Raw genomic sequence first — 19,262 nt, 5'->3', positions numbered from 1 at the left:
CGTACGCGGCCCCGCGGAGGCCTGCCGCCCCGCGGAGGCCTACTGGCCCGCGGACCGCTGCGCCGCGGCCAGCCGGGCGTCCAGGGTCCGGACGGCCGTGCGGAACGAGTGCCCCAGGCCCGGCCGGGCGGCGGCCAGGCCCAGCCGGAAGGGCGTGGAGCCGTCCGCGGCGAAGGTCCACCGGATCTGCGTGCCGGAGCCGGACGCGGTCAGCAGCCATTCCTCCAACAGGGCGCGCATGCCGGGGACGTTGGTCTGGTCGACCCGGTAGGCGTACCGCCGCTCGGCGTCCGCCGCCATGATCGTCTCCTGGAAGCGCACTCCTCCCAGCAGCTTGATCTCCCGACCCGCGCCGCCGTGCGTCGGCCGGGCGAGGGTCACCGCCCGGAACCAGGACGGCCACCCCGTCACCTCCTCCGCCAGCGCCCGGTACACCGATTCCGGCGGAGCGGCCGCTCGGGCGGTGTACACCAGGCGTACGGGCGCGGTCTCGATGAAGTCCAGCCCCACGGGGCGCAGTCGGCGGGCCATGACGGAACTCCCTTGTGGTGAGAGGGGAACACGCGTGCGCGTCACCATATCTGTCCCACCGTCAGATGTCTGCGTCAGCCCTCCGGGTACTGGGCAGGGGGCTCCGCGCGCGGGATGCTGGCTCCGTGGCGCCGCGCCCCGAGAGTGGAGGCCATCGTGCCGGACATCCCCACGCCCCGTCCCCGCCCCGCTCCTTCGGCCACCCCGGACCTCCTTCCTCCCGACCAGGTCGCCGGCGCCGACCCCGGTCCTGGCCCCGATCCCGATCCCGGCCCCGGCCCCGGTCCTGGCCCCGGCCCCGGTCCCGCCCTCGCCGCCGCCCCGCTCGCCGGGCCGCTCGCGCTCGAACTGCTCGTCCACGGGGTCGCGGGCGCCGCGCCCGAGGAACTGCTCGGCGATCCGCGCACCGTCCGCGTCACCGGGGACTCCACCGCCGCCGTCTTCCGGCGCAGCGACGACGCCGACGCCGAGGCCCACCCCGAGCGCTACACCGGCCGCCCGGTGCCCGAGGTCTACTGCTGGTCCCGGCTCACCTCGGGCAACGGCGCCCGGGCGCTGTGGCTGCTCCTCCTGCCGTTCATGGTGGCCAACCTCGCCCACTGGGCCCGGCCGCCCGCGCCCGCCGGGTCCGCCCGCGCGGTGCGCGCCTACGGGGTCCTCGTCCGGGTCGTCGCGCTGAGCCTCACCGTGCTGCTGATCGCCGCGGCCTGCGAGGTCTCCCTCGACCTCTTCGCCTGGCAGTGCGCGGGCTCGCCGCACTGCGCCGCGTCCCGCTCCTGGCTCGCGGTCCTCTCGCCCGAGCGCGGCGGCTGGTGGTCGCAGCCGGGGCGGCGCCTGGCCCTGGGCGCCCTGGTCCCGGCCGGGCTGACCTGGCTGCTCTGGTACCTCTCGAACCGCACGTGGAGCGCCTATGAAGCCCAGCCGCCGCCCCCGACCGCCCCCGACCCCGACGAGGCGGAGGAGGACGCGGAGGGCGGCGCCCCCGCGCTCGGCCGGCCCGGATTCTGGTACGGGCGACGGATCGTGGCCCGGCTGCGGGCCGCCCACACCGCCGCGGGGTTGCTGACGGTCGCGGCGGCCGTCGCCGTGCCGACCCTGCGCCACGACGCCCACGCGGCCGGAGCCGGCCTTCCGGCCGGACCGGGCCGGATCGCGCAGGCCCTGCTCGTGGCCGGGGGCGCCGTGGTGCTCTGGGTCGTCTGCCGGCGCGGTCGCTCCGAATCGCGGGCCGACCAGCGGGTGGACCGCGCGGTGGTCACCTGGCTGCCGGGGTGCGCGCTGGCCGTGCTGGCCGCCGTGCTCTGCTACGCCTGCTGGTCCCGGCCGGGGTGGACCTCCACGGGCCGGCTCCCGGGGGACCTCGTCTTCGGATGGCTCGCGCTCGCCCAGGGCGGCTGCGTCCTGGCCCTCTCGGCCGTCGCCCTGCACCTGCACCGCCGGGGCGCGGGAGGCGTGCTGCACGGGCTGGGCGGCCCGGCCGTGGCGATGCTCGCGTGCGCGCTGGGCGGGGTGATGTCGGCCGGGGTCGCGCAGCGGGTGGGCGACTGGCTGGGGGAGACCGGAACCCCGGCCCCCGGTGCGGAGGCGGGCACGGGGGCGGCGGTGGGCGCTTCCGCGGGGGTCGGCGCGTTGGCCGGACCGCCCGTGCTGCTGTCCTGGCAGGCCGCCGTCCTGCCACCGCTGCTCCTGGTGTTGCTCCTGGCCGCGAGCTGGTTCGCGGTGCGCGGCGCCCGGGCCCGGCGCGCGACGGCCGTGACGGTCGCCGCCGAGTACCCGGGCGCCCGGCCGGACCGGGCGCGCAGCCGCCGGATCGCGGGGGCCCGGGCCGCCGCGGCGCTCACCGACTCGGCGCCGTGGTTCATCGGCGCGGTCTCCACCGTCACGCTGGTCCTCGGCGCGGGCGCCGTCGCCGGTGCCTGGCTCAGCGGGCGGGTCCCGGGCGAGGCCGCCCGGCACGCCACGCCCGTCCTGGAGGACGCCGCCCGGGGCGCGCAGGACGCCGGCTCCTGGCTGGTCGGCTTCGGCTTCGTCCTGTTCGTCACCCTGGGCCGCCGCGCCTACAAGGACGCCTCGGCCCGCCGGACCATCGGCATCCTCTGGGACGTGGGCACCTTCTGGCCCCGCGCGGCGCACCCCTTCGCCCCGCCCTGCTACGCCGAGCGCGCCGTGCCCGACCTGACCTGGAGGATGACCACCTGGACCGGGCGGACCGGCGGCCGACTGGTCCTCTCCGGTCACTCCCAAGGCAGCGTGCTCGCGGCCGCCGCCGTCTGGCAGCTGCCGCCGCAGGTGCGCCGCCGGGTCGCGCTGCTGACGTACGGCTCACCGCTGGCCCGGCTCTACGGGCGTTGGTTCCCCGCGTACTTCGGGCCCGGCCCGCTCGCCGCCCTGCACCGCGAGGTGGAGTGCTGGCGCAACCTCTGGCGCGCCACCGACCCGATCGGCGGGCCGGTCCTGGAGGCGGGGGAGCGGGACGTGGACCGGGGGCCGCTGGCCGATCCGGTCGCCTACGGACGTACCGCCCTGCACCCCTTGCCCGCACCCGTCCTCGGGCACTCCGATTACCAGGCGGACCCGGCCTTCGCCGCCGAACGGGCCGCGCTGCTGGCCCGCCTCCTCCTCGCGGACCGCCCGGTGGACGCCGAGGAGCGCGTCGACGAGGGGCTCAGCGAGGGGCTCAGCAAGGCGAGGGGAGCAGCGGAAGGTCCGCCACGAACAGCAGGGTGAGGTCGTCGGTGGTCGGCTCCGACAGCTGGGCCACCCGCCCCGCGTGCCGCTCGACCATCGACTCGAAGGTCTGGCGGGCGGTGCGGCCGTTGCCGAAGGCCGCACCCTTCGGCAGCTCGGTGAAATAGGTCAGCAGGGCCTCGACGGTGCCCTCGCCGAGGCGGTACTCGTGCTCCTCCGCCTGCTGTTCCACGATCCGCAGCAGCTCGTGCGGGCCGTAGTCGCCGAAGGTGATGGTCCGGGAGAACCGCGAGGCCACCCCGGGGTTGACCGTCAGGAAGCGGTCCATCTCCGCCGTGTAGCCGGCGACGATGACCACCACCGCGTCCCGGTGGTCCTCCATCAGCTTCACCAGCGTGTCGATCGCCTCGCGCCCGAAGTCCCGGCCCGAGTCCTCGGGGGCCAGCGCGTACGCCTCGTCGATGAAGAGGACGCCGCCCCTCGCCCGGTCGAAGGCCTCCTGGGTACGGATGGCCGTGGACCCGATGTGCTCGCCGACCAGGTCCACCCGGGACACCTCGACCAGGTGCCCCCGCTCCAGCACCCCGAGCGAGGCCAGGATCTCCCCGTAGAGGCGGGCGACGGTGGTCTTGCCGGTACCGGGGGAGCCGGTGAAGACCAGGTGGCGGCGGACGGAGGCGGCTTTGAGGCCGGCCCGCTGCCGGCGGCGGCCGACCTCGATCATGTCCGTCAGGGCGCGTACCTCGCGCTTGACGCTGTCCAGGCCCACCAGGGCGTCGAGCTGCCCGAGCACCTCGCCGGAGCCGCGGGCCGCCGCACCGGACTGCCCCTCGCCGTCGGTGGCCCGCTGTTCCGGAACCGGGGTCTGCGGGTGCGCGGCGCCGGCGCCGCTGCTCCCCGCACCGGCCGGAGCCGTCGCAACCGTCAGCGGTACGCCGCCCCGCGCACCCGCGCCCGCGCCGGTACCGGCCCCCGCGCCCGCCGCGGACGCCGTGCCCAGGACCCCGGCGCGCACGGCGGCCTCGTCGCTCGTGCAGTCCTCGGAGAGCGGGCCCTCCTCGGCGAACTCGTAGCCCCCGCGGGAGCAGCGCTCGGTGTGGCAGCGGGTCAGCGAGGTCCGGCAGCCGTCGATGACGTGGAAGCCGAAACCCGAGCTGCCGCTCACCCGGCAGGCGTGGAAGGTGCCCCGGCCGCCCGCCGAGACGTAGAACCCGGCCTCGGCGGCCGAGCTGACGGTGCAGCGCTCCAGCGCGGGATCGGCGCCCTTGGTGACGATCACGCCCGTCTGCACCGAGTCGATGGTGCAGTTGGCCAGGGTGCCGCCGCTCCCGTGGTCGCGGAACCAGGCCCCGGTCGCGGCCTCGCGGATCCGGCAGTCGTCGAGTTGGGCGGTGGCGCCGTCGCTGACGGAGACGGCGGTGTTGCGCACCTGGGACAGGTCGCTGTCGACCACGTCGACGCGCGAACCCCGGTCCAGGACGAAGAGCGCGTCCGGTACGTCGTGCACCCGGCACGAGTCGAGGGACGCCGTCGCCCCGTCGCTGATCCACACCGCCGGGTAGTCGCCCGTACTGTCGTGGATCTCGCAGGACTCGGCGTCCACCCGGGTGCCCGGGTCCCACACCGACAGGCCATTGCGGCCGAAGCGGCGCACGGTGGTGCGGCTGAGGGTCAGCACCGAACGGGAACGCAGGTCCACCGCGTTCTCGGGGATGTCGTGGATGTCGCAGCCCGCAAGCGTCAGCACCGCGTCGGTGTCGAGGGTGACCCCGTCCGCGGAGGTGCGGTGCACGGAGCAGTCGGTGAGCCGGGCCGTGGCCCGGGCGGCGATCTGCACCCCGGTGCCCTTGATCTCGTAGACCTCGCAGCCCAGCGCGTCCAGGCCCGAGCCCTCGCCCGTGACGCCGATGCCCGCGCCGGTGCTGTGGTGGATCCGGCAGCGCTCCAGGCGCGGGTGGCCGCCGCCGCGCACCGAGACGCCCGTCTGCCCGGCCGCCACCACCTCGCACTCCTCGAAGACCCCGCCACCGCCGTCGAGCACGGAGATGCCGACGCCCGTCGGGTTCTCGACGGTGCACCGGCGCACCACCGGGCGGGCCCCGCCCCGCACCTCGATGCCGGCCGCGGACCGGGTGCTCACCCGCAGGTCGGTCAGCTCGGGGGAGCCGTCCTCGACGAGCAGGGCGGGCGCGGCCCGGTCCTGTCCCTCCAGGTGCAGGTCCTGCACGATCGCCGAGGCCCGGACGGTGAGCGCCACCCCGTCGGGCGGGGCGATGCGCACCGATCCCAGCCCGCCCTCGGGCCCGCGCAGCGTGACGGCATGGTGCAGCACCAGGTTCTCGCGATAGGTCCCGGGGGCGATGGACAGGACGTCCCCGTCACCCGCGGCCGCCAGCGCGGCGGTCAGTGTCGGATACTCACCGGAGCGGCGCCGCCATCGCGAAGGTCCGCCGTGCGTCACCTGGACCGTGCCCTGTGCCATCGTGCTGCCGTGCCCCCACCCTCGTGCTCGTGCCGAAGCGACTTCACCGGCGGTCGGCGGCCCGCGTTCGCGACCGTGTCCGCACCGGCCGGTCCACCGTAGCGCGCGCGGGCCCGGTGAGTTGCCAGGTCAGCTGCCCGCACCCGCTCTGCCCCAGTCGGGCCCGGCCGCTGCCCAGGCCCTGTCCAGCCGCAAGTACCGCCGATGCATGAGACGGCGTACGACCATGCGTCGGAGCGTCTCCACGAGCGCGGCCGCGCCGATCGCGGCGGCCAGGCCCGCCAGAGCGGCGTGCACGGCGGCGGTGGAGGGATCCAGTGGGTGGCCCACGAGCCGGCCGTGGTCGTCGGTCCATATCCGGAAGTGATCGCCCTGGCGCGGTGGTTCCTGCGCCGCCGGGACCGTTCCCTGATGGTTGGTGCCGTCGGGCGCGGTCCACGCGGCGACGACCTGCGTCCGCTGCGGCGACTGCCGTTGCGCGGTGGGATCGGCGGCCGATCCGCCGAGCGAATCACCGGCGGGCCGCACCACGACCGCCGGGATCAGGTACCGCTCCTGCCGCTGCTCGCGCGCGGCGCGCTGCAACGTCACGTCCACGCGCAGACCGGCCGTCCAGCCGACGGCCGGCACCACCACCAACACGCACACCAGGGCGGCGAAGGCCACCCACGCCTCGATCAGATCCGTCTGCCGGCGCAGCGGGTTGCGCCGCCAACGCCAGACTCCCATTGCCGTCCACACGGTCGGGCACCCCCTTGCCTCCGTCTGCCTGCACGTCCAAGCCTCGCCCATGTCCCGAGGACGCGCATTCCGGGACTCGCGAGAGGTGTGTCACCCGATCCGGTGGTCAGTCGGACGATGGGTCGCCGCACGTCTCATTCGGCACAACGGCACCGTGGGGCCGCCCGGTTCCCGTTCCTGTGGGGAGCCGCCCGAAGGTGTCAGTCCGGATGCGGTCAGATGGGCTCGGACCGGATCCGGGCGGGTCGGCACAGTCTCGTGGCGCCCGCTAGGGCCTGTCGTCAAAGTCGGGTCGTCGCCGGGGCAGACTCGACTTTGACGACAGGCCCTAGGGCCGCCCTCGGGCGCCGCTCGCGCCGGGTGGTCAGTCGAGGATCCGGACCTCGTCGCCGACCCGGACGGTGCCGAGCCGCACCGGGACCAGCATCCGTCCGAAGGCCAGCGACTTGCCGATCCGCCGGTGCGCGGCCAGGGTCTTGAGCGGTTCCTTGCCTCGCTCGCCGGTCCGCTGGTCGGTGGTGGTGATCACGCACCGGCCGCACTCGCGGACCCCGCGGAAGACGGCGTCCCCGATCGCGACGCGCTTCCAGCCGTCCTCGGCCCACGCCTCGGCGCCGGACACCACCAGGTTGGGGCGGAAACGATTCATCGGCAGCGGACCCTCATCGGCGTGGTCCCCCTGCGCGATCAGCGCGTTGAGCGCGTCCAGCGAGGCGAGGGTGGCCACCAGCAGCGGGTAGGCGTCGGCCAGGCTCACCGTCTCGCCCGGCAGCGCGTAGTCCGGGTCCACGGGCCGTCGTACGGCCGGGTCGTCGAGGTGCACCAGCCGGGCCGGGAAACCGAGGTACTCGGTGAACCAGGCGTGGCCGACCGTGTGCGCGACGACGGTGTCGATCTTCTTGCCGAACAGCGCGACGGGCTCCAGCGGGCCCGGCGCGGGCGGTTCCACCACCACGGACGCCAGCCCGGGAGCCGACAGCGCGACCCCGCCGCTCCCCAGCGGGCGGGCCGAGGCCAACGCGAGGCGCGGCTGCTGGCGTTGGGTGATGACGTTGCCCTCGGTGTCGATCACCGCCCAGCGCCGGTCCCCGGCGAGGCCCCAGGGCTCCACGGCCACCTCATCGGGAGAGGTCCCCGCTACCGATTTGACGGGATGGACGTGGAGTTCCTGGACGCGCATGTTCGTCATGGGGGCATCATTCCAGCCGCCCCCGGAGGCTTACCAGCGGGTATGTGCCGCGGGCGCCGTCAGTAGCCGCGTCCCTGGTACGGGCGGCCGTACTGGTCCTCGTAACCGGACGGCATGCCGGAGGGAACCGGAGCCGCGGCCTGCATCGGCCGCGGCGCGGCCGGGCGCATGGCCTCGTAACCGGAAGCCGCGGCCACCGGCCGTGGCTGCTGCGGCTGGGGCGCGTATCCGGAACGGGCGCCGGCCGGCTGCTGCTGCGGGATGTACGGCGCGGGCGCGTGCTGCAACGGCATGGGCTGCGGAGCGCCCTGCTGCTGGTACGGGTACCCGTAGGCGGGCTGCTGCTGCTGCGAGGGGGCCGCGGGCAGCGCGGGCAGGGCCGACGGCAGGGCGGGCAGGTAGCCGCCCGCATAGCCGTTGTTGCCCTGGGGGGCGCTCTGCCCCTGGTAGCCGCCGCCCATGGAGTCGTAGGCGGCCGGCACGCGGATGGGCGCGATCTGAGGGGTGCCGCGTTCGGCGACGAGGGAGTCGTAGATGGGGGTGTCCGAGAAGGAGGGCGCGGAGTAGTAACCGCCGCCATAAGTGGAGCGGGGGGAGGTCATGGCACATAAGTTAAGCCCACGACTTCACGGGGTCCATAGCGAGGTCCCGTCAACACCGCGCTGACCTGCATATTCGCAGGTCAGCGCCACGGCTTTCACTTGACGTTCACGTGCACGATTCGTCGCTTTAAGCCGCTCTTGTTCCTACTCGTGCCTCCCTGGAGGGGAGTTGGGTGAACGCCCCGCGCACCGCTGTGACCTCGCATGACGCGTGTTCAGGCCAGACGGCGACGTGTTTCAGGCATCGCTGGGGCGGGCATAGGTGCGTCCCTTCCACGCCGCGCCGCGCCCGCGGTAGTGCTGGACGGCCGAGTCGACCGTCATCAGCAGGTAGAGCAGCGCGGTCAGCGGCAACAGCGGGGCGAGCACCGCCGACTGCCGGTAGTAGCGCAGCATCGGCAGGTACGTACCGGCCATCAGCAGCCAGGCCGCGGCGCCCGCCCACGCGGCCACGGGCCGCCCGGTCAGCAGGCCCGCGCAGCAGGTCACCGGCGGGGCCAGGTAGACGAGCGCCAGCCCCGCCACCGTCCCGACCAGCAGCAACGGCTGGTGCCGCAGCTGCGCGTAGGCGCTGCGCGAGACCATCCGCCACAGGTCACCGAGCCCCGAGTACGGGCGCACGCTGTCCACCCGCTCCGCCAGTCCCAGCCAGATCCGGCCGCCGCTGCGCCGCACCGCGCGGGCGAGGGACACGTCGTCGATCACCGCCTGACGGATCGACTCCGGTACGCCCGCCCGTACGGCCGTCTCCGTGCGCAGCAGCACGCACCCGCCCGCCGCGGCGGCGGTCCGTCCCGCCGGACGGTTGATCCAGCGGAAGGGGTAGAGCTGGGCGAAGAAGTACACGAAGGCCGGTACGACCAGGCGCTCCCAGACGGTGACCACCCGCAGCCGGGCCATCAACGACACGAGGTCGAGGTCGGCCGAGACCGCGGCCGCGACCAGCTCGCGCAGGCTGTCCGGCTCGTGCGCGATGTCGGCGTCGGTGAGCAGCAGGTACTCCGGCTCCCCGGCGTCCGCGGCCCGCGCGAGGCCGATGCCGTGCCGCACCGCCCACAGCTTTCCCGTCCACCCGGCCTCCGGCTCGCCCGGGGAGCAGACGGTGAGCGGCAGCCCGGGGTGCTCCCTGGCGAGGGCCAGCGCGAGCGCGCCCGTGCCGTCGCTGCTCCCGTCGTCGACGAGGAACACCTCCGCCTCGCCGGGATAGTCCTGGGCGAGCAGCGAGGGAAGGCTCAGGGGCAGCACCCCGGCCTCGTCCCGGGCGGGCACGACGACGGCGACGGAGGGCCACCGTGCGGGCGGTGTGCGCGGCGGGAGCCGGACGTCGGTGCGCCAGAACATCCCCTGGCCGAAGGTGAGCCAGAGCCAGACGGCGAGCGACACGCAGGCGGCGATGCTGAGGGGGCCCATCCCCGCAGTGTGCCGAAACCGGCCGCGCGTGTCGCGCACCGACGCAGGCCCGCTTCGACCCGGCTCCGGCGCGCGGGCGCTCCGGCGTCCGGAAAGCAGTGTGGCGGGCCGGTCGGGGGCGGGGGTCGATTAAGGTGACCAAGTGAAGATCGCGCTCATGGACTCCGGCATCGGCCTCCTCGCGGCGGCCGCCGCGATGCGACGGCTGCGGCCGGACGCCGACCTGGTCATCTCCTCCGACCCCGACGGCATGCCCTGGGGACCGCGTACCCCCGACGACCTCACGGGGCGGGCGCTGGAGGTCGCGCGCGCCGCGGCCGGGCTGCGACCGCAGGCCCTGATCGTCGCCTGCAACACCGCCTCCGTGCACTCCCTGCCCACCCTGCGGGCCGAGCTGGAGCCGGGGATCCCCGTCGTCGGCACGGTCCCCGCGATCAAGCCCGCCGCGGCCCGCGGCGGCCGGGTCGCCATCTGGGCCACCCCCGCCACCACCGGCAGTCCCTACCAGCGCGGGCTGATCCGCGACTTCGCCGCGGGCGTCCCGGTCACCGAGGTCCCCTGCCCCGGACTGGCCGACGCCGTGGAGTACGGGGACGCGGAAGCCGTCGTGCGAGCCGTCGCCGCGGCCGCCGCACTGACCCCGCCGGACGTCACCGACGTGGTCCTCGGCTGCACGCACTACGAACTCGTCGAGGCCCCCATCCGGGCCGCGCTGGCCGAACGCACCGGCGGCGCCGCGCTCGTCTACCACGGCTCGGCGGAGGCCGTCGCCACCCAGGCGCTGCGCCGCATCGGCGCCCGCCCCGAGCCGGGCCTGCCGCGCACCGGCACCCTGACCGTGCTGCACAGCGGCCGCCCCGGCCACCTACCGGCCGCCGCCCTCGGCTACGCCGAAGGCCGCCTCCTCACCGCCACCCAGGACGCCCCGGCGGGGCGTTAGCACCAGAGCTTTCTAATCCGGCTGCCGCCGGGGTGCGTGGACGAGGGACTCGGCCATCACTCGCAGTGCACCGGCGTCCAGGACCTGGTCGCCGAAGCCGGGCAGCGGGACGTGCAGGGGGTCGGTCCACCGCTGCGGGATCGCCCCGGACCCGTACGTCGCGCCGGCCAGGATGCCCGTCACCGCGGCCACCGTGTCCGTGTCGCCGCCGACGTCCACGGCCGCCCGCAGCGCCTCCTCGAAGCCGGTCGTCGTCCGCAGCGCCCACACCGCCGTGCCCAGGCACGGCCACACCGCGCCGTTGAACTCGGTCGCCAGCCCGGGATGCCAGTCCGGCGCGAGCACCCGGGCGTAGCGCTCCCGCTGCTGGGGACGCACCTCGGCGAGCGCCCCGGGCAGGGCGGCGAGCGGGTCCTCGCCCTCCAGGGCGGTCCGCACCAGCTCGTGCAGCACCGCCGTGCCCTCCCAGGCCGCCGGATCGCCGTGCGTGAGCGCCGCGATCCGCCGGGCGGCGTCCATCGTCGCGGCCCGCCCGTCCGCGGCGAAGTACACCGCGGACGTCGACGCCCGCATCAGGGAACCATTGCCCGCGGCCCGGGCGTTGATCTGGAAGTGCAGCGCCGCGGCGAGTTCCCAGGACGCGCCGTTCGTCAGCACGTCCTCGGTCTGTAGCCCGATGTCCTTCGGTTCGCCCGCCGCCCACCGTTGGAACCGGGCGAAGACGTCCGGCAGTCGGAGTCCGCCGTGCTCCAGCAGCGATGCGCCGACGAGGACGGCCATCTGGGTGTCGTCGGTCGCCTCGCCCGGCTCCCAGCCGCCGCCCCCGCACATCTCGCCGCCCCCGCCCGGCGTCGGGAAGCGCGCGGAGAAGGCGCCCGCGGGGCCGAACTCGAAGGGGGCGCCCAGCGCGTCCCCGACCGCCGATCCGAGGACGGCTCCCACGGCGCGGTCGGTGCGGTCCGGGCTCACAGGGCGTGCTCCGTCGTCGCGCCCGGGCACACGACGTCCAGCACGCCCCGGGCGAAAGCGTCCAGGTCGTCCAGCCCGGCCGCGGCCAGCGTCCCCGGCGCCCCGGTCAGCAGGTGCGGGAGGGCCCCGTGCAGGACGAGGGTCAGCGCGCGGGCCCGTTCCGTGCTGCCGCCCGCCCCCAGCGCGCGCAACAGGTGGGCGTGGGCCGCGAAGTCGGCGGCGGCGATCGGGTCCAGCAGCGCGGCCAGCCAGGGCCGCCGGGCGCCCTCGGCCAGCAGCTCCAGGTAGGCCAGTACGCGCGGGCGCCCCGGCCCCGCGACCTCGCGCAGCAGTCCGGCGAGCAGCGCGGCCACCCCGGCCCGGTCGGTCGGCCCGGCTCCCGCCAGCGCGTCCGCCCGCTCCCGGTAGCGCTCCAGGCACCGTTCGGCCACGGCGCGCAGCAGGGCGTCCCGGGTGGGGAAGTAGTTCTTGGCCGTGCCGAGCGGCACCCCGGCGACCGCGTCGACGGCCCGGTGGGTCAGCCCGCGGCCACCCGCCTCCGCCAGTACGTCGACGGCCGCGTCCCGCAGCAGTTCTCTGCGCTCCCGATTCACCGGGGCAGCCTAACGACACCGCCCCGGCGGCGCCCGGCCCCTTCCGGCGGGCTCCCGTCCCGCGTTTGCCCCCGCGGCGCGGCGGGCAGGCGCGGACAGCGGAGGCTGAGGGCGGCGGCGCAGAGCGGACGCGGACCGCCGCGCGCCCAGTCCGCCAAAGGGCGAGAGGCGGTGGCGCACGTGCGGAACGTGAGTACGCTGCTACACATGACGGACCACCCTCCGGGCCCGCTGTGGACCGGCCGGGCCTCCAACCGCGTGCAGTGGCTGATCGCCGCCGCCGGCGCGGCCTGCCTGGCGCTCGGCATCGAACTCGCCGTCGACTCCGCATGGACGGCCGGGATCATCCCGCTGGTGATGTCGGTCGTCGGCTGCCTCGCGGTCGGGCTGCTGATCCTCTACGGCACCCTCGCCTTCGTCCACGTCGCCGTCACCGTCGACGCCGAGAACATGGAAGTGCGCTGCGGGCACATAGGGCTGCCGCGCCGCCGGATCCGGCTCTCCGAGGTCACCGCGGCCGAGTTCGTCCCCCGCATCACCCCGCAGCAGTGGGGCGGCTGGGGCTACCGCTGGCGGCCCGACAAGGGCACGGCCGTCGTCGTCCGGCGCGGCGAGGGCGTCGAGCTGAGGCTCGGCGACGGCAAGCTCTTCACCGTCACGGTCGACGACGCCGAGAACGCGGTGCGCGTCATCCGTACGCACCTGCGCGCCCTGACGCGTTGACGACAGGCCCTGGGCGCGCGCCCTCACGGGCCGGGGCCCAGGTCGGCGACGTACACTCCGCCAGATGAGCAGCAGCGCCACCCGTGCGGTCGAGAACGAGCCCCCCGTCGTGCCCTCCGGCGAACCGGTGTCCCCACGGGCGCGCCGGATCGCCTGGCTGCTGCGCGCGGGCGGCTCGGTGGCGGCCGGGGTGCTGCTGTACCTGAGCTTCCCGCCCCGGCCCCTGTGGTGGCTCGCCCCCGTCGCCTTCGCGCTGCTCGGCTGGTGCCTCCAGGTGCGCCGGGCGCGCGCCGGATTCGGCTTCGGGCTGCTGGCCGGGCTCGGCTTCATGCTGCCGTTGCTCTTCTGGACCGGCGAGGAGGTCGGCCCGGTGCCGTGGCTGGCCCTCGCGGTGCTGGAGGCGCTCTTCGTCGGGCTGACCGGGCTCGGGATCACGCTGGTCCGGCGGTTGCCGGGCTGGCCCTTGTGGGCCGCGGCCGTCTGGGTGGCGGGCGAGGCGGTCCGGGCCCGGATCCCCTTCGGCGGCTTCCCCTGGGGCAAGATCGCCTTCGGTCAGGCCGACGGGTTCTTCCTGCCGCTGGCCGCGCTCGGCGGCACCCCGCTGGTGGGCTTCGCCGTGGCCCTGTTCGGATTCGGGCTCTACGAAGCCCTGAGCGTGGCCCTCGCCCGCCGCACCCTCGGCAGGGCGAACCCCGACGACTCCGGGACCGAGAGCCCCGCGGGCACCACGGCCGGCGCCGGCGCCGGCACCGACGTCACAGGAGCACCCGGCGCCACGCGGCCCCCTGGCGCCACGCGGGCCACCGCCCTCGCGGCCGCCGTCGCCGCGCTCAGCGTCGTCGTACCGCTCGTCGCCGCCCTCGCCGCCCGCCCGCTGGTCTCCGACGCGGCCGAGGACGGCACGGCCGTGGCGGCCGTCATCCAGGGCAACGTCCCGACCATAGGGCTCGACTTCAACTCCCAGCGCCGCGCGGTCCTCGACAACCACGCCAAGCGCACGCTCCAGCTCGCCGCCGATGTGAGGGCGGGCCGTGCGCCGCAGCCCGACTTCGTGGTCTGGCCGGAGAACTCCTCCGACCTCGACCCCTTCGCCGAGCCCGACGCCTACGCGGTGATCGACCGGGCCGTGAAGGCGATCGGAGTGCCCGTGGCCATCGGCTCGGTGATCGCCCCGGAGACCGGCCCGCTGCGCAACACCATGATCCTCTGGGATCCGGTCAAGGGGCCCACGTCCACCTACGACAAGCGCAAGATCCAGCCGTTCGGCGAACGCATGCCGATGCGCTCCTTCGTACGGATCTTCAGCTCGGACGTGGACCGGGTCCGGCGCGACTTCGGTCCCGGCAAGGAGCCGGGGGTCTTCGACATGGCGGGCAGCCACGTCGGCATGGTCACCTGCTACGAGGCCGCCTTCGACGACGCCGTGCTCTCCACCGTCCGGGCCGGCGCGCAGGTGATCGCCGTTCCCAGCAACAACGCCACCTTCGGCCGCAGCGAGATGACCTACCAGCAGCTCGCCATGGACCGGGTGCGCGCCGTCGAGCACAGCCGGACCGTCCTCGTCCCCGTCACCAGCGGGGTGAGCGCCGTCATCCACCCCGACGGCAAGGTCGTCCAGCAGACGAAGATGTTCACCCCGGACGCGCTCGTCGCCACCATCCCGCTGCGTTCCTCGCAGACCCCGGCCACCCGGTTCGGTCCGCTTCCCGAGTACGCCCTGCTCGCGCTCGCGGCGGGCGGTTTCGGCTGGGTCCTGCTGCGCCGGGCCGGGGCCCGCGACAAGGCGTCGTAGGGTCGGGGGATGAGCACCCCCGAGTTCATCCGCAGGATCCGTGAGCACGCCGGGCACCAGCTGCTCCTGCTGCCCGGCGTGACCGCCATCGTCGTCGACGACCTGGGGCGGGTGCTGCTCGGGCGGCGCACCGACACCGGCGAGTGGTCCGTGATCGGGGGCATCTGCGAGCCGGGGGAGCAGCCCGCGCTGACCGCGGTGCGCGAGGTGTACGAGGAGACGGCGGTGCGCTGCGTGCCGGAGCGGGTCGTCCTGGTCCAGCAGCTGTCGCGGATCGTCTACCCCAACGGGGACGAGTGCCAGTTCACCGACATCACCTTCCGCTGCCGCGCGATCGGCGGCGAGGCCCGGGTGAACGACGCGGAATCGCTGGAGGTGGCCTGGTTCGCCGTCGACGCCCTGCCGCCGCTGGAGCCCTTCGCCCTCGACCGCATCCACCGGGCGCTCTCGGACGAGGAACGGGCCTGGTTCGAGGCCCCGGACGAGGCGGAAGCGTTCCCCGCGCCGTAGGGGATGCCTGAGGCACCGACCATGGCGCCGGGAGCCTCAGGACCACCAGGTGTCCCGCGTCCAGTGGTGCACCCCCGGGTCGGCGGCGCGGCCCGCGGCCTCCCGGTACAGCTCCTGCGCGCCGTCGCCCATGACCGCGCTGTAGGAGACCTCCGGGACCTCGCCGCCGCCCTGGTACCCGCCCAGTACGCCCACCAGCGCACCGTCCGCCAGCCACGGGCTGCCGCTGGTGCCGCCCGTCAGGTCGGGGCAGCCGATCCGGCGCTGGGTGTCGCTCTGCATCGTGGTGTCGTTGGAGCAGACCAGCGGGGTCTCCTCGCTCGCCGGGTAACCGACGATCGTCACCGTCACGTCGTCGGGCTGCTCGGCGATCACCGGGTAGCCGCCGACCACGTCCTCGATGCGGCGGCCGTCCAGCGGGGCGACGGTCGCGAAGGAGATGTCCGCGTCCGGGTCCTGTCCGCTCTGCCAGCCGGGATCGACGTACTGGCCGGTGAGCTGCCACACGCCGTACGGCGCGGTGCCGTCGCGGTAGCCCGGCACGAACACGGCGTCGCGCACGTCGCCCAGACAGTGCGCGGCGGTCGCGATCACGTCGTGCCCGTCGCTGCGGACCACGGAGGCGGTGCAGTAGTGCCCGCCGTCCAGTCCGCCCGCGAAGAGTGCGCCCACCCGCTGCGCCGAGCCGTCCGCCGGAGCCAGGACGGTCACCCCCAGGGGCGGCGCCGCCGAAGCGTCCGGGATGTTCACCGTGAGCAGTGCGGACATCGCGCCGATGGCCAGCACGGCACGGGCCGCGCGGCGGGCGCGGTGGGCCTGTCGGGGAAGCATGCGCTGGATCATGCTCAGAGCTTGTAACGCGAACCTTTGCCCGGAGCCTCGGATTCCATAAGAATCAGCTGTGAATTCGTGACCTGGAGGTGGAACCTCGACGGCCTAACGCGCATCCGCCCTCTGCTCGTACACCGTCACCCTGCGCCCCCGCACCTGCCGGTCGGCCACCGCCACGAAGTGCTCCCGGAGCACCGCGGCCTTCACCCGGTCCCGCTCCGCTCCTGACGGCTTCGCGTTCTTCGCCGCGTCCGTGACCAGCAGGATCCGGCGGTGCGCGAGCATCGCGGCCCGCAGCCGGGCCGGGTCCTCGCCCTCGACGCCCTTCAGGGTCCCGGACGCCGCCGGGGACCGGACGAGCGCTATGTCGGCCAGCCCCGCGAAATCCCTGGGGGAGACGAGCGCGGTGTCCCGGCGAGCGGCCGGCACGTAGAGCACGGCGTCCCCCGCGCCCTTCAGCCGGGCCACCGCGTCGGCCACGGCGAGCACGTCGTCCACCCGGCTGGCGGGGGCCCGCTTGCCCAGCTCCAGGGGCAGCATCGCGAGCAGCGCCCCCGTGATCGCCACGGGTACGACCAGGGCGGCGGCCAGGGAGGACCGGCGGGCGGCGGCCCGTACGCCCGCGCCCAGGGCGGCGCCGATCAGCAGGGCCAGCCCCAGCATCGAGAAGAGCACGTACCGGTCGAGGAAGAGGGGCTGCACCAGCGACAGCCCGGCCAGCGCCACGAAGGGCACCACCAGCAGCGGCAGCCCGACGGCGGCCACCGACGGCCTCCGGTCGCGCGGCCGGTCGTGCGGCCTGCCGTGCGAGCCGGCGCGCGGCCGGTCCAGCAGGGCCCCGACGGCGCCGATGGCCAGCAGGATCGCCGGGCCGATCAGCATCGACCAGGTCAGCGGCGGTATCCAGGACACCTGACCGGACTGGGTCCGGCTGAACAGGACCAGCGGGAGCGCCCCCAGCACCGCCCCCGCCGAGGCCAGCGCCCACCGCAGCAGGACCGGCCGCCCGGCCCGCACCCACCACAGGGTGGCCGCGTGGGCGGGCAGGACCAGCAGCGAGAGCCAGTTCAGCAGGGCGCACACCAGCACGATGACGCCGTACGCCCACCAGCGCGCCCGGCCGCGCCGCCCGTCCGGCCCGGTCTCCAGCCGCCCCACCAGCAGCAGGGTCGAGAGCCCGGCCCCGGCCGCGACGAGGGCGTACGGCCGCCCCTCCTGGAGCTGGAACTGCACGGCCGGGAGCAGCCCGAGGGCCGTGCCGGCGCCGATCCCCGCCCAGGCGCCGGCCCGCCCCGGGGTCAGCCGCCGTGCGATGGCCGCCACACAGCCCGCCGCGACCGCGACCGCCAGCACCGAGGGCAGCCGCAGGGTGGTCGTGCCGGCCCCGAAGACCTCGAAGAGGCCGTGCATCAGCAGGTAGTACAGGCCGTGCACGGCGTCGACGTTGCCGAGCATGTGCCAGATCTCGCCGGTGGAGCGCAGGGCCACCTGCCAGGTCGCGGCCTCGTCGCGCCAGACGCTGTCCTGCCGGGAGAGGCCCCACGCGCCGAGCCCCAGGGTCCACAGGACGGGGACCAGCACGACCAGCCGCGCGGCGTACCGGTGCCCCTCCTGCGGGACCTCGGCCGGAGTGCTCCCGGCCCGGGAGGCGCGGGCGGGGCGGGACGTGCCGGAAGTCATGGGAGTGCTCGGGTTCTCGGTCGATTGTTCGGGAGGTGTGCGCCCAGTCTATGGACGTGGCGGAGGGTTCCCGACCGCTTGTTGTGCACCGCGGTACGTGATCGCCCGTGGTCCCCGCCCCTAGCCTCGCCGCAAGGAGCACGCAGGAGCAGTACGTACGAGGGGCGGCAACCCGGTGAACTGGCTCATCCACGACTACCGCGAGAACGATCTCGCCGCGGTCGTCCACCTGATCGACACCACCGCGGAGCTGGGCCAGGAGTCCGTCTTCTCCCTCGCCGAGTGCATCAGCGCCCTCACCGGGCGCCAGCCCGCCGTGGTCGCCGTCCACCAGGGGGTGCCGATCGGCGCGGCCCTGGCCTGCGTCGCGGGGGAGCGGGCCTGGGTGATGCGGATCGCGATCTCGGCGGGGTGGCGGGGCCGCGGCCTGGCCAGTGCGCTGCTCGTGGAGCTGGAGCGGCGGCTGATCGCGGCCCGGGTCGGGCGGATCGCCTACGTCCTGCCCGAGGAGGACCTGCTCGGCGAGGGGCTCCTGAACGCCGGGTACACGCGCCAGCCCGCCGTCGCCTACTTCGAGAAGACCGAGCCGCTGCACGGACCGGCGGCCGGGCTCCTCGACGAGCTGGGCGGCCGCTTCCTGCCGTCGGACCTCTGGGACGCCGTCGCCGGGATGGAGACGGAGAAGGACCTGATCGAGCGGCGCGTGGTGCTGCCGCTCGCCGAACCGGAACGGGCCGCCCAGCACGGGGTGCGACCGCCGCGCGCCATCACGCTCTTCGGACCGCCCGGCACCGGTAAGACCACCTTCGCCCGCGCGATCGCCTCCCGCCTCGGCTGGCCCTTCGTGGAACTCCTGCCCTCCCGGCTCGCCGACGAGGGAAATCTGGCCACCGCCCTGCGCGGGGCCTTCGCGCGCATCGCCGAACTGGAACGGGTCCTGGTCTTCATCGACGAGGTCGAGGAGATCGCGCCCGTGCGCACCGAGCCCGCGCAGCCCGGCGGGATCCACGGGGTCACCAACGAGCTGCTCAAGCTGATACCCGGTTTCCGCGAGGGCGGGGAGCGGCTGCTGGTCTGCGCGACCAATTCGATCCGCTCGCTGGACCCGGCCTTCCTCAGGCCCGGCCGCTTCGACTACCTCATCCCCATCGGAACGCCGGACTCCGGCGCGCGCGCCGCGATCTGGGCCCGCTACACGGCGGGCCGCGCGGACGTCGACGTGGCGGCGCTGGTCGGGGCGAGCGAGCTGTTCACCCCCGCGGACATCGAGCACGCGGCGCGGCTCGCGGCCCAGGTGTCCTTCGAGCGGGACCTGGAGGGGACGGGGATCCGCGGCGCGTCGGCCGGGCCGCCCGGCGCGAGCACCGAGGACTACCTGGCCGCCGTCGCCCAGTGCCGGCCGACCGTGACCCCGGCGCTGACGGGACAGTTCGAGGCGGACATCACGGCGCACGCCCGGTTCTGAAGGATTCCGCGGCCCCGGTGCCCGGAGGCCGAAGCCCGGTGCTCGGTGCTCGGTGCCGGAAGACGAAGCGGCCCGCAGCTGCTCCCCAAAGCAGCTACGGGCCTCCCCGCGCGGAC

Annotated in this window: 16 protein-coding genes; 6 read left to right on the top strand and 10 right to left on the bottom strand. The window is 75.1% G+C overall.

Annotated features, from left to right (window positions below):
- Nucleotides 1-39: 39 nt before the first annotated feature.
- Entirely contained in the window at nt 40-531 is a 492-nt protein-coding gene (locus ACIQWR_RS09730; RefSeq protein WP_404006267.1) for an SRPBCC family protein, read from the bottom strand.
- A gap of 156 nt (nt 532-687) precedes the next feature.
- Between ACIQWR_RS09730 and ACIQWR_RS09725 the strand changes: the two genes are divergently transcribed.
- Nucleotides 688-3,258 (top strand): hypothetical protein, encoded by a 2,571-nt coding sequence (locus ACIQWR_RS09725; protein WP_404006265.1) that lies wholly within the window; start codon nt 688-690, stop codon nt 3,256-3,258.
- Here ACIQWR_RS09725 and ACIQWR_RS09720 read toward each other — a convergent pair.
- From ACIQWR_RS09720 to ACIQWR_RS09700, 5 genes are all read right to left on the bottom strand, one after another.
- On the bottom strand, nt 3,209-5,701 hold the full coding sequence (locus ACIQWR_RS09720) for a right-handed parallel beta-helix repeat-containing protein (protein WP_404006264.1): 2,493 nt from the start codon (nt 5,699-5,701) through the stop codon (nt 3,209-3,211). The two genes, ACIQWR_RS09725 and ACIQWR_RS09720, sit on opposite strands and share 50 nt — an antisense overlap.
- Nucleotides 5,702-5,830: 129 nt before the next feature.
- Nucleotides 5,831-6,430: a hypothetical protein gene (locus tag ACIQWR_RS09715; RefSeq protein ID WP_404006263.1), complete on the bottom strand. Its 600-nt coding sequence runs from the start codon at nt 6,428-6,430 to the stop codon at nt 5,831-5,833.
- A 376-nt stretch (nt 6,431-6,806) separates the two neighbouring features.
- Entirely contained in the window at nt 6,807-7,631 is an 825-nt protein-coding gene (locus ACIQWR_RS09710; RefSeq protein ID WP_404006261.1) for an MOSC domain-containing protein, read from the bottom strand.
- Nucleotides 7,632-7,690: 59 nt separating this feature from the next.
- Nucleotides 7,691-8,233, bottom strand: coding sequence for a DUF6643 family protein (locus ACIQWR_RS09705; RefSeq protein ID WP_404006260.1), 543 nt, complete (start codon nt 8,231-8,233; stop codon nt 7,691-7,693).
- A gap of 237 nt (nt 8,234-8,470) precedes the next feature.
- A complete protein-coding gene (locus ACIQWR_RS09700) occupies nt 8,471-9,643 on the bottom strand; it encodes a glycosyltransferase (protein WP_404006258.1) in 1,173 nt (390 codons plus the stop codon).
- A 142-nt stretch (nt 9,644-9,785) separates the two neighbouring features.
- On the opposite strand from ACIQWR_RS09700, the gene ACIQWR_RS09695 reads away from it, so the two are divergent.
- Nucleotides 9,786-10,583, top strand: coding sequence for a glutamate racemase (locus tag ACIQWR_RS09695; protein ID WP_404006256.1), 798 nt, complete (start codon nt 9,786-9,788; stop codon nt 10,581-10,583).
- Between the two features lie 12 nt (nt 10,584-10,595).
- Here ACIQWR_RS09695 and ACIQWR_RS09690 read toward each other — a convergent pair whose 3' ends face one another.
- Together ACIQWR_RS09690 and ACIQWR_RS09685 are read right to left on the bottom strand one after the other, a co-directional pair.
- Complete coding sequence (locus ACIQWR_RS09690) at nt 10,596-11,552, bottom strand: ADP-ribosylglycohydrolase family protein (RefSeq protein ID WP_404006254.1); 957 nt, start codon at nt 11,550-11,552, stop codon at nt 10,596-10,598.
- Complete coding sequence (locus ACIQWR_RS09685) at nt 11,549-12,145, bottom strand: TetR/AcrR family transcriptional regulator (RefSeq protein ID WP_404006252.1); 597 nt, start codon at nt 12,143-12,145, stop codon at nt 11,549-11,551. The genes ACIQWR_RS09690 and ACIQWR_RS09685 overlap by 4 nt, the downstream gene beginning before the upstream one ends.
- Before the next feature lie 207 nt (nt 12,146-12,352).
- Between ACIQWR_RS09685 and ACIQWR_RS09680 the strand changes: the two genes are divergently transcribed.
- From ACIQWR_RS09680 to ACIQWR_RS09670, 3 genes are all read left to right on the top strand, one after another.
- Nucleotides 12,353-12,868 (top strand): hypothetical protein, encoded by a 516-nt coding sequence (locus ACIQWR_RS09680; protein WP_404006251.1) that lies wholly within the window; start codon nt 12,353-12,355, stop codon nt 12,866-12,868.
- A gap of 64 nt (nt 12,869-12,932) precedes the next feature.
- Nucleotides 12,933-14,660: an apolipoprotein N-acyltransferase gene (gene lnt, locus ACIQWR_RS09675; RefSeq protein ID WP_404006250.1), complete on the top strand. Its 1,728-nt coding sequence runs from the start codon at nt 12,933-12,935 to the stop codon at nt 14,658-14,660.
- A 9-nt stretch (nt 14,661-14,669) separates the two neighbouring features.
- A complete protein-coding gene (locus ACIQWR_RS09670) occupies nt 14,670-15,170 on the top strand; it encodes an NUDIX hydrolase (protein WP_404006248.1) in 501 nt (166 codons plus the stop codon).
- Nucleotides 15,171-15,206: 36 nt separating this feature from the next.
- On the opposite strand, the gene ACIQWR_RS09665 is transcribed toward ACIQWR_RS09670, so the two are convergent.
- Both ACIQWR_RS09665 and ACIQWR_RS09660 read right to left on the bottom strand, forming a co-directional pair.
- A complete protein-coding gene (locus ACIQWR_RS09665; protein ID WP_404006246.1) occupies nt 15,207-16,013 on the bottom strand; it encodes a trypsin-like serine peptidase in 807 nt (268 codons plus the stop codon).
- Nucleotides 16,014-16,106: 93 nt separating this feature from the next.
- Complete coding sequence (locus ACIQWR_RS09660; RefSeq protein WP_404006244.1) at nt 16,107-17,681, bottom strand: hypothetical protein; 1,575 nt, start codon at nt 17,679-17,681, stop codon at nt 16,107-16,109.
- Nucleotides 17,682-17,856: 175 nt separating this feature from the next.
- On the opposite strand from ACIQWR_RS09660, the gene ACIQWR_RS09655 reads away from it, so the two are divergent.
- Nucleotides 17,857-19,146, top strand: a complete 1,290-nt coding sequence (locus ACIQWR_RS09655) for an ATP-binding protein (protein ID WP_404006242.1) — start codon at nt 17,857-17,859, stop codon at nt 19,144-19,146.
- Nucleotides 19,147-19,262: the final 116 nt, after the last annotated feature.

It is taken from the genome of Streptomyces sp. NPDC098789 (genome assembly GCF_044759975.1).
In the GTDB taxonomy this organism is placed as follows: Bacteria; Actinomycetota; Actinomycetes; order Streptomycetales; family Streptomycetaceae; genus Streptomyces.
This window is presented reverse-complemented; position numbering and strand designations above follow the sequence as displayed.